Annotated in this window: 18 protein-coding genes and 1 tRNA gene; 6 read left to right on the forward strand and 13 right to left on the reverse strand. The window is 39.3% G+C overall.

Going from position 1 to position 13,345, the window contains the following annotated elements; all coding sequences use genetic code 11:
- Positions 1-538 (forward strand): FISUMP domain-containing protein (locus LV92_RS07965; RefSeq protein WP_317046759.1); only part of this gene is annotated, 538 nt, incomplete at its 5' end.
- A 151-nt stretch (positions 539-689) separates the two neighbouring features.
- On the opposite strand, the gene LV92_RS22165 is transcribed toward LV92_RS07965, so the two are convergent.
- Positions 690-941, reverse strand: a complete 252-nt coding sequence (locus tag LV92_RS22165; protein WP_394336259.1) for a DUF6371 domain-containing protein — start codon at positions 939-941, stop codon at positions 690-692.
- A 106-nt stretch (positions 942-1,047) separates the two neighbouring features.
- Positions 1,048-1,121, reverse strand: a tRNA-Met gene (locus tag LV92_RS07970).
- A gap of 135 nt (positions 1,122-1,256) precedes the next feature.
- Between LV92_RS07970 and LV92_RS07975 the strand changes: the two genes are divergently transcribed.
- Together LV92_RS07975 and LV92_RS07980 are read left to right on the forward strand one after the other, a co-directional pair.
- Complete coding sequence (locus tag LV92_RS07975; protein WP_111623129.1) at positions 1,257-1,640, forward strand: START-like domain-containing protein; 384 nt, start codon at positions 1,257-1,259, stop codon at positions 1,638-1,640.
- 53 nt (positions 1,641-1,693) lie between these two features.
- The gene (locus LV92_RS07980) at positions 1,694-2,539 is read left to right on the forward strand and encodes an aminotransferase class IV (protein ID WP_111623130.1); all 846 of its coding nucleotides are present in this window, start codon (positions 1,694-1,696) and stop codon (positions 2,537-2,539) included.
- A 10-nt stretch (positions 2,540-2,549) separates the two neighbouring features.
- Here the strand turns inward: LV92_RS07980 and LV92_RS07985 are convergent, their stop codons facing one another.
- The 5 genes from LV92_RS07985 to LV92_RS08005 all read right to left on the reverse strand — a co-directional run bounded on the left by LV92_RS07985 (position 2,550) and on the right by LV92_RS08005 (position 7,066).
- A complete protein-coding gene (locus LV92_RS07985; RefSeq protein WP_111623131.1) occupies positions 2,550-3,110 on the reverse strand; it encodes a YqgE/AlgH family protein in 561 nt (186 codons plus the stop codon).
- A gap of 114 nt (positions 3,111-3,224) precedes the next feature.
- On the reverse strand, positions 3,225-3,497 hold the full coding sequence (locus LV92_RS07990) for an HU family DNA-binding protein (protein WP_031443811.1): 273 nt from the start codon (positions 3,495-3,497) through the stop codon (positions 3,225-3,227).
- Positions 3,498-3,675: 178 nt separating this feature from the next.
- The gene (gene fmt, locus LV92_RS07995; protein ID WP_111623132.1) at positions 3,676-4,623 is read right to left on the reverse strand and encodes a methionyl-tRNA formyltransferase; all 948 of its coding nucleotides are present in this window, start codon (positions 4,621-4,623) and stop codon (positions 3,676-3,678) included.
- A complete protein-coding gene (locus tag LV92_RS08000) occupies positions 4,620-6,524 on the reverse strand; it encodes a RecQ family ATP-dependent DNA helicase (protein WP_111623133.1) in 1,905 nt (634 codons plus the stop codon). The genes fmt and LV92_RS08000 overlap by 4 nt, the downstream gene beginning before the upstream one ends.
- Complete coding sequence (locus tag LV92_RS08005; RefSeq protein WP_111623134.1) at positions 6,524-7,066, reverse strand: AAA family ATPase; 543 nt, start codon at positions 7,064-7,066, stop codon at positions 6,524-6,526. Before LV92_RS08005 ends, LV92_RS08000 begins: the two co-directional genes overlap by 1 nt.
- Before the next feature lie 116 nt (positions 7,067-7,182).
- On the opposite strand from LV92_RS08005, the gene LV92_RS08010 reads away from it, so the two are divergent.
- The 3 genes from LV92_RS08010 (at position 7,183) to murA (ending at position 9,534) form a co-directional block, all read left to right on the forward strand.
- The gene (locus LV92_RS08010) at positions 7,183-7,470 is read left to right on the forward strand and encodes a DUF493 family protein (RefSeq protein ID WP_111623135.1); all 288 of its coding nucleotides are present in this window, start codon (positions 7,183-7,185) and stop codon (positions 7,468-7,470) included.
- Positions 7,471-7,557: 87 nt separating this feature from the next.
- Complete coding sequence (locus LV92_RS08015; protein WP_111623136.1) at positions 7,558-8,211, forward strand: DUF4290 domain-containing protein; 654 nt, start codon at positions 7,558-7,560, stop codon at positions 8,209-8,211.
- Positions 8,212-8,226: 15 nt separating this feature from the next.
- A complete protein-coding gene (murA, locus tag LV92_RS08020; RefSeq protein WP_111623137.1) occupies positions 8,227-9,534 on the forward strand; it encodes a UDP-N-acetylglucosamine 1-carboxyvinyltransferase in 1,308 nt (435 codons plus the stop codon).
- Between the two features lie 118 nt (positions 9,535-9,652).
- Here murA and LV92_RS08025 read toward each other — a convergent pair whose 3' ends face one another.
- The 6 genes from LV92_RS08025 to LV92_RS08050 all read right to left on the reverse strand — a co-directional run bounded on the left by LV92_RS08025 (position 9,653) and on the right by LV92_RS08050 (position 13,218).
- On the reverse strand, positions 9,653-10,129 hold the full coding sequence (locus LV92_RS08025; protein WP_111623138.1) for a GAF domain-containing protein: 477 nt from the start codon (positions 10,127-10,129) through the stop codon (positions 9,653-9,655).
- A 69-nt stretch (positions 10,130-10,198) separates the two neighbouring features.
- Positions 10,199-10,645, reverse strand: a complete 447-nt coding sequence (locus tag LV92_RS08030) for a VOC family protein (RefSeq protein ID WP_111623139.1) — start codon at positions 10,643-10,645, stop codon at positions 10,199-10,201.
- Between the two features lie 179 nt (positions 10,646-10,824).
- Complete coding sequence (locus LV92_RS08035) at positions 10,825-11,496, reverse strand: lysoplasmalogenase (protein ID WP_111623140.1); 672 nt, start codon at positions 11,494-11,496, stop codon at positions 10,825-10,827.
- A gap of 25 nt (positions 11,497-11,521) precedes the next feature.
- The gene (locus LV92_RS08040; RefSeq protein WP_111623141.1) at positions 11,522-11,821 is read right to left on the reverse strand and encodes a hypothetical protein; all 300 of its coding nucleotides are present in this window, start codon (positions 11,819-11,821) and stop codon (positions 11,522-11,524) included.
- A gap of 48 nt (positions 11,822-11,869) precedes the next feature.
- On the reverse strand, positions 11,870-12,529 hold the full coding sequence (locus LV92_RS08045) for a beta/alpha barrel domain-containing protein (RefSeq protein ID WP_111623142.1): 660 nt from the start codon (positions 12,527-12,529) through the stop codon (positions 11,870-11,872).
- 146 nt (positions 12,530-12,675) lie between these two features.
- Positions 12,676-13,218 carry a DUF3124 domain-containing protein gene (locus LV92_RS08050; protein ID WP_111623143.1) on the reverse strand — a complete coding sequence of 181 codons (543 nt, stop codon included), beginning with the start codon at positions 13,216-13,218 and terminating at the stop codon, positions 12,676-12,678.
- Positions 13,219-13,345 lie beyond the last annotated feature (127 nt).

A 13,345-nucleotide genomic window follows, 5' to 3' on the forward strand; every position in this document is an offset into this window, starting at 1 on the left:
ATTCACTGGATCATTCACTGACAACAGGGATAGTCATGTTTATGGAACAATTAAAATTGGATCCCAAGTTTGGATGACGGAGAATTTAGTCTTCACTTCTACGGGGTCATACAGTTACGGCGATAATGCTTCCAACGATGCAGACTATGGCCGTCTGTATGAATGGGCCTTTGTACAAGCTGCAATTCCTACAGGATGGCACTTGCCAACGGATGATGAATGGAAAACGTTGGAAACTGAATTAGGAATGCCCGCAAGTGATCTCAATATTACTGGTGAATCAACACCAAGAGGGACAGACCAAGGCACACAAATGAAATCTGGAGGATCGTCAGGATTGAATTTCCCAATGGCCGGATATAGAGATGGAAGCTCTTACTTCTCAATAAACATCAATACGTATTTGTGGGTAAACACGGATGAAGGGGGTGGAAATATTTTCAGAAGAAAAATTAACATTTCAAGTCCATCATGCTTCAGGTTTACAAATTCAGTCGACACCTTTGCAATTAGCGTACGTTTGGTAAAGAACCAATAACAGAACATTGTATTGGATAACTCCCAATGAAAATTCATCTAAATATTGTCCGTCAAATATTTAGATGAATTTTTTAACAAAAGCCTAAAATTACTTAGTAAGGTGGTTTTGTATGCCCAAGCACTATACTCCGTCTTATCCGGGAACAAAATCACTTAAAACCATGTGAAGGATTAAGAAATTTTTGCTTACGTCCGACTTTAGATCCTGTGGCCATCCAAATATATTCTGGCATAAGAATACACATGATAATAGCAGTTTTTTCTGATTCTACCATAGCCACCATATCAATTGCAGATTCTTTTATTAAGTATAATCCAATAAAAGCATTGCTGTAACACAAAATTGGACTCTTTGTTAATTTTATGCGTCCAATTAATGTGTGGATAGAGATTATTAGCACTTTTTCCGATAACTCCCTACTGCAAAGTTGCTTTTAAGTAAATAGAAGGCATAAAAAAACGGATTGGCAGTAACCAATCCGTTGATTTTTAAAAACTTAAGTTTTGTAGCGAGAGGGGGGCACGATCCCCCGACCTCCGGGTTATGAATCCGACGCTCTAACCAACTGAGCTACCTCGCCGTGCCGTTTTAAACGGGTGCAAATATAAAGTTAATTTTTGGTCCTTTCCAAATTAGATCGCTAAAAATATTATCTCGGTTTTATTTTTTTATCATTTATAAATATATATATTGTCCGCCATAAACACTATTCAGAATGAGCGATAAAATTAAATATGAAGTTGAATTTGTAATTCAGTCCTCCCCACAGCTACTATACCAATATATATCAACCCCTTCGGGCCTTTCGGAATGGTTCGCGGACAACGTGAATTCCAGAGGAGAAATGTTCAATTTTATTTGGGACGGATCCGAAGAGCAGGCAAAATTATTAAAACGCAAGAGCGATGAGTTTGTAAAATTCACTTGGGTAGCGGAAGAAGATGATAGCTTTTTTGAAATGCGTATCATCGTAGACGAAATAACCAAGGATGTGTCCCTGTTTATTACAGATTTTGCAGATGAGGATGAAGTGGACGAGTCTAAAATGCTATGGGAGAACCAAGTATCCAGCTTAAAACAAGTATTGGGTTCCGCCTAAGGCATTTAGGGAATAAAACGTATCTTTGGCCTTGATTTTTCAAGGCTTTTTTTATGGTTAATTTTAACGGAAACCTTCTTTCTAAGAATACATTTTACCTTAATCACGAAAATAGGGGACTCCGTTACGGTGATGCCCTTTTTGAGTCCATCAGGGTAGTCAACGGGAAAATTTTCTTTTGGGAAGACCATTACCTTCGACTTATGGCCTCCATGCGAATTTTGAGAATGGAAATCCCCATGAATTTTACCATGGAATTTTTGGAAGAACAGCTAATGGCAGCCGTAAAGGCGAATGGACTATTGGAACAATCGGCAAGGGTTAGACTTACCGTTTTTAGAAATAACGGCGGACTATATCTCCCAGAGACCAATGATGTATCCTATATTATTGAGGCCAATGTTTTGGATTCCCCCTTCTTTACTTTAAACAATGATGCCTACGAAGTAGAGCTTTTTAAGGATTTTTATATTAACGCGGATATGCTATCTACCCTAAAGACCAATAATAAGGTAATCAATGTGGTAGGCAGTATTTTTGCTTCCGAAAATGGTTACCAGAACTGTCTGTTGCTGAACCAGGAAAAAAAGGTGGTAGAAGCCCTGAATGGCAATCTCTTTTTGGTGAAGGACCAACTTATAAAGACGCCATCCTTAAAAGATGGTTGTTTAAACGGAATTGTCCGTAAGAAATTGATCGGTATTTTGGGTTCGCTGGACAAGTACCATTTTGAGGAAGCTTTTATTTCTCCCTTCGAGCTGCAGAAAGCGGATGAGCTGTTCATAACCAATGCAATTACCGGTATACAGCCCATTACAAAATATAGAAAGAAGGAGTACGACACTAAAGTAGCTGCCGATATATTGGGCAAGCTTAATGCGGCTGCAAGGTTGAACTAAGTATCTTGGTTTAATTTAGGTTGGGATTTTCAGGAGCATTGGACCATATCAGGTAATTGCCGCCCAATTCCATCATTTTTTCCTTCCAAAAAGCGTTGGAAGATTTTTGGATGATAGCACTTTCATAGACATTTTTTACCACGACCCAAGATTTTGAGTGCAATTCCTGATCCAATTGCAGGGAAGACCAACCGGAATATCCCAAAAAGAAGCGGATATCGTTTTCAGAAATGACCTTATTATTGATCAGGTCCACAATAGAACCAAAATCTCCGCCCCAATAAATCCCGTCGGAAATTTCAATACTATTTTCTATGAGTTCCGGAACCTTGTGGATAAAATAGAGATTGTCCTGTTCTACCGGACCCCCGTTGTAAACCTGAAAAGGCAAATCTATTTCGGTAACCAGATCATTTATACTATAGTCTAAAGGCTTGTTTAGGATAAACCCCACAGAACCCTCATGGTTGTGCTCCGCTAACAGAACTATAGACCTGTTAAAGGAAACATCACCTGAAAGTGTAGGCTCTGCAATAAGGAGTTTGCCTTTTTTTGGCTTTTCAGCGACCATATTATTTGTTCTAGTATCTCTAAAATAAAACAATTCCGTTAATCTGAAAAGTCTTTTGCACAAAAAAAGCACTTCCTGTGAAAGAAGTGCTTTCTATGTATAATGATATTATGACTAGTTTACTGCACCGCTTAAATCAGCACCTGCTTTAAACTTCACTACATTTTTAGCTGCAATTTGGATAGTCTTTCCAGTTGATGGATTTCTACCTTCTCTTGCATTTCTTTTAGATACAGACCATGATCCGAAACCTACTAGAGATACTCTACCACCTTTTTTTAGAGAACCTTCAACGTTTCCTAAGAAAGATTCCAATGCCTTTTTAGCTGCTGCTTTAGTAATGCCAGCATCAGCTGCCATTGCATCGATTAATTCTGTTTTGTTCATAATTTCGATAAATTAAGTGTTATTAATTATAATTAAATACTTCAACAAATTTATACGGATTTGCCATTAACACAAGTAAAATGGGGGGAAATCCGCAATTTTGTTGATAACTTGAAACGTTTGTTGATAAAGTAGGGTTTTTTTTACGATTTCTCATACCCCCAATGAACATAGGGGTTTACCCAACATAGGCGTTTTCTGCCAATTTTAATCCGTTCAATACCTCTTTGGTGTTCATTTTTCTCTTGCCGGGCAGTTGAATTTCCAATAAATTAATGAAACCTCCCTTCACGGCTACCTTTAGTTCATTTTTGGTGGCAGCAATGGTCCCTACCTTTAATTGATGCGGTTCCAAATCCATTTTGGCGGAGTATGTCTTTAGGAACAACTGGTCCTCCCCATTGTGCATGGTAGTCCAGGCAGTGGGATAGGGGCTTAATCCCCTAATAAAATTGTAGATGGTTGTAATATCTCGTGTCCAATCAATTTCACAAGTCTCTTTATGAAGTTTGTGCGCCTCCTTTAAGGGGCTATCTTCTTGCTGTTGGGACGGTGCTATTTCTTTGCTCTCCAATTTATGTATGGTTTCCAACACCAGGTCCGCTCCCAAATGCATCAGTTTATCGTGCAAGGTTCCCGCAGTATCCTCTTGTGAGATGATGGTTTTCTTTTGAAGCAATATGGCACCCGTATCAATTTTATCATCAATAAAGAAGGTGGTCACCCCCGTTTCATGCTCTCCGTTTATTATGGCCCAGTTGATAGGGGCTGCTCCGCGGTATTGGGGCAGGAGGGAAGCATGTAGGTTAAAAGTGCCCAGCTTGGGCATATCCCAAACCGCTTTGGGCAGCATTCTAAAAGCCACCACTATCTGAAGCTCTGGTTGTATTGCTTCCAGTTCCTTAATAAAATTGGGATCCTTTAAGTTGGTGGGCTGCATAATATTCAGTCCATGTTCCATGGCATAAACCTTCACGGCAGATTCATTTAATTTTCTACCACGCCCGGCCGGTTTATCGGGCGCAGTAATTACCCCAACAATATTACAATCACTCTTTACTAGCTTGTCCAAAATGGCCACGGCAAAATCCGGGGTACCCATAAACACTATTCGCAGTTTGCTCATCTTTTGATTATTTCATACTGGTTAATAGAATTCACTCTTATTCTCTGCTCCTCCAATAATCTTTGTAAGGCCAAAATAATGGCACTTTCCTTATAGGTCAATAATTTTATCAGCCCTCTGGAACTTTCTTTTTTTACCATCAAGATTTGTAGAATATCCTGTTCTATGATTTTAACAATGTCATTGTTTATAGGATTCTTTTGAAGGCATACGTCACATTTACCACAGTTCTCAGTGGTAGTTTCACCAAAGTAGTTTAGAATGTGCCGACTTCTGCATAGCTTGGAATCCTTTATATAGGTCAACATACTTTCTACATTGTCCTTTTTTACCTGTTGTATCTGTTTTATTTTTTTGGCGAAAATATTGATGGTTCGTTCATCCTCCCTGGGTACCAAAAAGGTAATTTCCAGATCGCTGTGTTGGGCATGGTATTCAATTATTTCATCCTTTTCCATTTTTTCCAATACGGCTATTACCTCCTTTTCGCTTGTGTTCGCTTTTCGCGAAATCAATAGGGGATTGATTTTGGTATCAAAATCGAATATTCCGCCGTAGGTCCTTAATATGGTTTGAACGATAGCTACCGATGGCTTATTTTTATCTAGATAATCAAATATTTGATGCTTGGCAGCTATCATGCGTATAGTCGTTCTTTGTGAGAAAGCTTCAGTTAGGGATATTACAGAGTTTTGGTCCAACAGCCTTAAACCGTTATACGTCAATGTAGTATTTAGTTTATAGGTTTCGCAAAAGGAATTAAAGGGCAATTGAAAAGTTTCCCCACTACCTTCCCCAAAGGGAATCTGAAAATAGTTGGCCAGTTTACGGTACAACAACTTAAGGAAGTCAACATCTGGCAAGACCCCTAAAAATTGTTTGCGTACCTGGGCCTCATCCGTGGGGTTGGTAATTAAAACAGCATTTGCCGGTTTCCCGTCCCTTCCGGCCCTGCCCGCCTCCTGAAAGTAGTTTTCCATACTGTCCGGAATTTGGTAATGTACAACAAGTCCAACATCTGGCTTGTCTATCCCCATTCCAAAAGCATTGGTGGCCACCATGATCTTTACTTTGTTTTCCAACCACTGGTTTAATCTGGTATCCTTGTCCTTTTTGGAAATACCTCCATGAAAAAAGGTTGCTGTATGTCCCTGTTTGGATAGGTAATAGGCCAGTTCCATGGTCATTTTTCTACTCCGCACATATACTATGGAGCTGGTATTGGTCTGGGCGCATAATTCCTTAAGACGGTATTTTTTGTCCTCTTCCCAGCAAACACTAAAGGTAATATTGTTCCTGGAAAAGGAATCCTTCACTACCAATGGTTGTTCCAAATGTAGATTTTGGCAGATATCCTTGACTACCATAGTGGTTGCCGTAGCGGTCAATGCTATCATAGGAACATTGGGCGCCAATTCCTTTAAAATATGGCATTCCAAGTAGGCAGGTCTAAAATCGTTACCCCATTGACTAATGCAATGCGCTTCGTCTATGGCAATAAGGTTGACGTTCATTTGCCTGATGCGCTCCTGTACCAATTCCTGTTGAAGTCTTTCTGGGGATAGGTAAAGGAATTTATAGTTGCCATAAAGGCAATTGTCCAAGAGGTTGTTAACTTCGTCAAAAGAAATGCCCCCGGTAAGGGCAATGGCCTTTATGCCCAATTTTTTTAGGGTGTCAACCTGGTTTCGGATCAAGGCTATTAATGGCGATACCACAATACAGATACCTTCACTGGTCAAAGCCGGTACCTGATAGCACAAAGATTTGCCACCTCCTGTAGGCAGCAGCGCCAATACATCCTGTCCGCCCAATACGGCGTTTATGATTTCTTCCTGGGAATTTTTAAAATCCGGAAAACCCCAAAATTTTTCCAATATATCCTTAGGGTGCTGCTGCACTATAGCCTTTTTAATTTATTTAGTATAAAGGTAACTCTTCCTTCTACGGTTTCCTTGGGGACATTTATAATTTTATAGCCGTAATGGGTGTAGGCCTTTTCCAAAAAGGTGTGGATACGCTCCGCTTCTTCAAAGTTTTCATAACGCTCATTGTCGGACTCATGTATTTCCTTCCAAGGTGGCAGTAAAAATACGTGGTCGTATTGGTAATTTTTACAGCTTTCCACAAAATGGTCCCCATAGGACTGGCCAAAACAATCCATATAGGCCACTACGTCCGGAATACCGCGATCATAAAAAACAATGGGTTGATCCATCTCCTTGGCGGTTTGGAATTGCCTGATCCTTCCTTCGATAATTCTTTCACTAAAAAGTAAAGGATCCGAAACAAATAACTGCGGTATACCTTGCTGCCTGGCTTCCAGCGTAATTTCGCGGGATATCTCACCAAAACAATAGAAGCCTACCTTTTCAATTTTTTCTATGACAGATGTCTTTCCTGTACTGGGTCCACCTGTGATGACAATTCTTTCTAAATTCAAATAGTGGCGTTTAAGTTTCTGCAATTAAATGCATAAAATAGTGTTACAAAGTAATGAAATAGCCTTAAGATTAAAAAATTGACAATGATACTTTATATATTTGCAAAAACATTGGCATGGATCAGGATAAATCAGAAGAATTTTATGGTAGATTAAGGGACCAATTGGCGGAAAGTAGCACATGGCCTTCCAATTACCTGTATAAATTCATAGTACCCACAGACACTGAAAAAATTAAACAGATTCAGGATATTTTTGATAATACTGGGGCAGTAATCGAATCCAAGCAATCCAAAAATGCAAAATATACCAGTTTGAGCATTACGGTTAACCTTAAAAATCCTGATGAAGTAATACGTAAATACAAGGAAGTAGGGGAGGTAAAAGGGGTAATATCGCTCTAAAATAGTATTTCTAGCATAATTTTGTTAATTTGCAGACGTTATAAGAGCACTTCCTTATCATAAATAAATAGCAATAAATATTTCAATTTGAATTTAGTAGAAAACTTAGAATACAATACTGAGCGACCAAAGCTCATTATACCCGAGTATGGGCGCCATTTCCAGAAAATGGTTGACCATGCCATCTCCATAGACGACGATGAGGAACGTAACCGTGTGGCCCAGGCCATCATAAGTGTTATGGGCAATATTCAACCACATTTGAGGGACGTACCCGACTTTCAACATAAGCTATGGGACCAATTGTTCATCATGTCCGATTTTAAATTGAACGTGGACTCGCCATTCCCAATTACCTCCAAGGAGACCTTGCAAAAGCGTCCGGATCCATTGGAGTATCCACAAAATTTTCCAAAATATAGGTTTTATGGAAACAACATAAAACGTATGATCGATGTGGCTGTTAAGTGGGAAAAAGGCGATATGCGAGACGGATTGGAGTATGCCATAGCCAACCACATGAAAAAGTGTTACCTGAATTGGAACAAGGACACTGTGGACGACAAGGCTATTTTTAAGCATCTTTACGAGTTAAGCGACGGACAAATAGATCTTGCCAAGGAAGGGGAAAACCTGACTGAAAGTGGACAATTCCTGAAAAATCGTGTGGCAAAAACACCTAGGATCAGTTCTGGTAAAAAAACGCAAAGAAATCAAAACCGTGGTAAAAAGCGGTATTAATCTTCTCAAACTTTAATGGGAACATTTAAAATAGAAGGCGGTCATCAATTACATGGTGAGATTACACCGCAAGGGGCAAAGAATGAAGCATTACAAATACTCTGTGCCGTACTACTTACTTCAGAAAAAGTGTCGATTACCAATATCCCAGATATTGTTGACGTAAACAAACTGATATCCCTATTAGAGGATTTGGGGGTTAAGATCCAAAAGAAAGGTCAAGGGTCATATACCTTTATGGCAGATGACATTAATTTGGACTACCTGCAATCCGCTCAATTCAAAGAGGACGGTAGAGGCCTTAGGGGGTCTATTATGCTCGTAGGTCCATTATTGGCGCGATTTGGTAAGGGATATATTCCCAAACCAGGCGGTGATAAAATAGGACGTAGGCGCTTGGATACCCACTTTGAAGGTTTTATAAAATTGGGGGCCAAATTTAGATATAATAAGGAGGAACACTTTTATGGTGTTGAAGCCAAAAAATTGAAGGGCACCTATATGCTCCTGGATGAGGCTTCGGTTACCGGAACAGCCAACATTGTAATGGCCGCAGTACTAGCGGATGGCAAAACAACCATTTATAATGCAGCTTGTGAACCTTATTTACAGCAATTGTGCAAAATGCTGAATAGGATGGGAGCCAAAATTACTGGAATCGGTTCCAATCTATTGGAAATAGAAGGTGTTGATAGCCTGGGAGGCACAGATCACCGAATGCTGCCTGATATGATTGAGATCGGTAGTTGGATTGGCTTGGCTGCAATGACAAGGAGCCATCTAACCATTAAAGATGTTAGCTGGGACGATTTGGGCCAAATCCCTACAGTTTTTAGAAAGTTGGGGATACAGCTGGAGCGAAAAGGGGACGATATCGTTATACCCGAACATAAGGACGGTTATGAGATTCAAAATTATATAGACGGTTCCATTTTAACCGTGGCAGATGCGCCATGGCCTGGACTTACTCCAGATTTATTGAGCATTATCCTAGTGATGGCTACACAAGCCAAAGGAGAGGTCTTGATCCACCAAAAGATGTTTGAAAGCCGTTTGTTCTTTGTAGATAAATTAATAGACATGGGGGCCAAGATTATACTTTGCGATCCACATAGGGCCACTGTTATTGGACATAATTTTAAATCCAGCCTAAAAGCCACCACCATGGTATCTCCGGATATTAGGGCGGGTGTTTCTTTGCTGATAGCGGCCTTATCCGCTAAAGGTACCTCTACCATTCATAATATAGAACAGATAGATAGGGGTTACGAAAATATAGACACAAGATTGAGGGCTATTGGTGCCAAGATTACCAGAGTGTAATCAAGACTAAAACATCATAAATTAAACAAGGACTTTCCAATCGAAAGTCCTTGTTTAATTTTGTATATGCACCAATGTTTAAGTAATAAAAATACAGAATACAATTGGACCAATGTGACTATGAACTTATTTTCTTACTAATTTTTTCGCCAATAGTTAAAAGATCACTCACTTCTTCCTTGGTAAAATCGTAGGGAACGGGCTTGGCAATTCCCAAGGTTCCATACAGTTTGCCATTGAGCATCATTGGAGCTGCTATGGAACCTTCAACTTTTGTTTCTTTGGCCGCAGGACGGGCTACCCCGGAATCATCCGTTTGTAGGTTACACATTTCAACTGGTTCACGCCGCTCCGCCGCTATTCCCGCCATACCCTTACCTATTGGAATCTCGGAAAGTTTGGGAATTAAAAAGGGAGGAATACCCTGATGTGCCTGGACCTTTAACAATCCTGATTTTTCATCCAAAAAATGAATGGTACCGGTAGTACAGTCAAAAGCAGAAATTACAGTGGAAAGGACTTCCTGCCAATCAGTGGTTTCGTTTTTAAGGAGGGCATCTATTACAGTGTTCCGTTGTGCATTGTCCTTGTTCATATGCTTTAATTTATTTTTTTCATTATTACCCAAATTTACTAAATCTAGATAAAATATTGCTTAGGTTTTTTAATCGTGCTTGGCGTTATTGACTTCGATCCAATAGCCTTCGGGATCTGTGAGATATATCTGTCGAACTCCATCCGAGCGTAAGGTAACCGCTCCTTTTGTACCCGGCCAATCCTCATATTCAATATTGTTGCTTTCCAAATGTTTAACAAAAGTCTCCAAGTTGGGTGTTGATAAACACAGGTGCATGGACTTGTGCTTTTTCATTACAACCGTATCCTTATAAATCAGATGCAGCTGTGAATTGCCCTGGACTGCAAACCAACGGAATCCCGGAGCTTTGTCAGGGTGTGGAATTTCCTTCAGCTTAAGAATATTGGAATAGAAATCAGCAGTAGTGTCCAGATTATTGACGATCAAGGAAGAATGGTCTATTTGGAAATCAAAATCTTGGGCATGGATTTGTAGTATAATAAAACTGAGAAGCAGAAATAATGGCTTGTGCATGTATATTAGGTTTTAATTTTAAAAGTAATTATAAGGTGTTATTTTCTTTAGGCTATCTGGTTTATAAGGCAACGTAAACTTTAGCAGGAAAGAAAGGTAAATAAAAATGAATCAATTTATTGAAGCCAATCTACTTTTGTGGTAATTTTTAGGAAATTGTTATTTATTCCATGTTCAATTCAGTCTTTACGTGCCAATAACCCGCGGACTATTAAATATTGAGCCGTAGCATAAGTGCCCATAACCAGAATATGTGATCCGGGTATAGACACAACAAACTTATTAAGGGCCAGGATACTATCGGACAAGATAAAGAACAGTGCCCCAATAAACACCAATTTAAAACTTGTGGGATCTACCTGGTCTTTTCTGCTATAGGCTGTTACGGCCATTGCTAGAATGCCAAGGATATAAATAATTACTGGCATTGTTAACGGCCCTAAATGATCTTGTAGAATTATGAAAAGGGTAGTGCCATAGACCAGTAGTAAAAAGGCAACCAAGCGTATTTCCTTTTTAAAAATAGTTTTGCCCTGGATGAGAAATACTATGGCATAAGTTATATGGGCAAGGAGAAAAGCTATTAATCCAAGCATGAAATACAATGGAGAAAGATGATCATAGAGCAAGAATATGTCCCCCATTAAGGAAAAGAAAAGCGCTAATAAACTGTAACTGTATGTCTTTGAAGCTAGTTGCTTTCCGTATATCCCGAAAAATAATAGTAGCGAAAGTAGTATAAGAGGCTTGGTAAATTGCCTCAAGCCTTGAAAGTGTAAGTATCCTGTTACCAGATCCAAGAGCACCAAAAGAATAAATACGCCAATAAAGGCATTCTGCCTTGTTTTCATGCTAAAAAAAATAATATCCCGTTGGTTAGGTTTGAGAACTATATAATTTTCTTTTTCTGACCACAATAAAACAGAGGGCCAATTGGATGACTACCGCAATGGCATTGGTGAGCCATAGGGCTACGGTATTAAAACGAATTCCGTAAAAACACCAAAACAGATAAATGAATACCCAGCCAAAAATAAAGCCATTGGAGAGGCTGCTGGGACCCTTATAACGATATTCTTTAAAGACCTGAATAGCAATTACCAGACAGGCACTTAGACCGGCTGCAATTCCTATACTTTCAAAAATGTTTTCTGGGATACTGTGTATGATATTCATGCAATAAGGGCTAATGGTTTTATGTATTGATTGTTGATCGGTATTTAATTATTCGTTTCTGTATTTTAACATGATGTCCTTGAACAACTCGCTTGTGGAAGGGGGCGTATAACTAATGGCATTGGCGCCAGCTTCTATAGTTCTTACAATGTCTTCATCTATATGGCCTCCTGTGGCCAATATTGCAATATCGCTGTCAATATCCCTGATACGCTTAACAATGTCAGCAGTTTTACCAGCTCCTGAAACGTTAAAGATATCCACCCCAGCGGCTATTCTACCTTTTATATCATCTTTTTCAGAAACAATGGTGATGGTTACCGGAATGTCAATTTTCGACTTTAATCTCGCTATAAGTTCATTGGGAGTGGGTTTGTTCAAGACAACACCCAAGGCACCTTGAAATTCTGCATGCAATGCCAGTTCCACAGACCTTTTACCTGTAGTAATTCCGCCACCAACACCACAAAAGATAGGTTTATCCGCTGCCAAAATTAAGGCATGGCTGATTAATGGCTGGGGCGTAAAAGGATAGACGGCAATTATAGCATTGGCATTGGTGTTTCTAATGATGGCAACATCTGTGCTGAACAGGAATGATTTTAGCAATTGTCCAAAAACCCGTATTCCGGAACAAGAGTTGATTACCTCCGGTACTTCCACGATATTTTTTCTTAGCTTACTACCAAAAGAAGGTACCTTGACCATAATGCAGCAATGAATTAGGTTAAAAGAAATAATAATAAGGGTGGTAAATATGCCTTTGACTAAACCATAATAAATATAGTCTTTTTTTTTAATTGGTACGGACAGGGAGTTTTAATGCCAAGTCAATTTAATGGCTTAAGCAAGGCCTACAATTTTATTCCCCGTGTAGTAAAGGAGATTCCCTGTTGTCCTGTGGTGGAGATCATGACGGCTTCAAAAATAGGCTCGTGATTATTCGATTCTACTGCCCAGTCAAAAACAAAATTTGCGCCTGTTCCACCGTATTCATCATCTTGATCAATAACAATTTCTATAGTTTCCAAAGGCTTCAGATATATAGGTTTGTTAAAATAGGTACGGATAAGATCTCCCTGAGTATTGTAATATTCGGCTTTCAATATATAAATGGAATCGGTGTTGCTTACATTCCTCATACTTGCCGTAGCCGTTAAATGATGTAGCGTTCTTTCCGTGCCATCGTATATGGACGAATATATGGACAAATAGGAACTGCCCTTTATAAGCGAGTCCTGAACGGGTAGGGTTAGGTATCGCTTTTCCCAATTAATGGGATCTATATGACTAACGGACTTTTCCTCCGTACAACTTATAATCACAAGCAGGGAGCAGAGGGCAAGACATATTTTTATTCCAGTTAAATAGATACTTCTGCGAAATATATTAATCATTCTTTTAGACTTCGTTTTAAACATTACATCATTAAAACTAGAAACTAATGCTCCCTTTACGATCGCTTAGTCCTGTATAAAGATACTCTTTAATTAGCGAATCGCACATTTCAAATTAGTCGATAGA

The sequence above is a fragment of the Arenibacter echinorum genome (assembly GCF_003259375.1).
Taxonomy (GTDB): Bacteria; Bacteroidota; Bacteroidia; order Flavobacteriales; family Flavobacteriaceae; genus Arenibacter; species Arenibacter echinorum.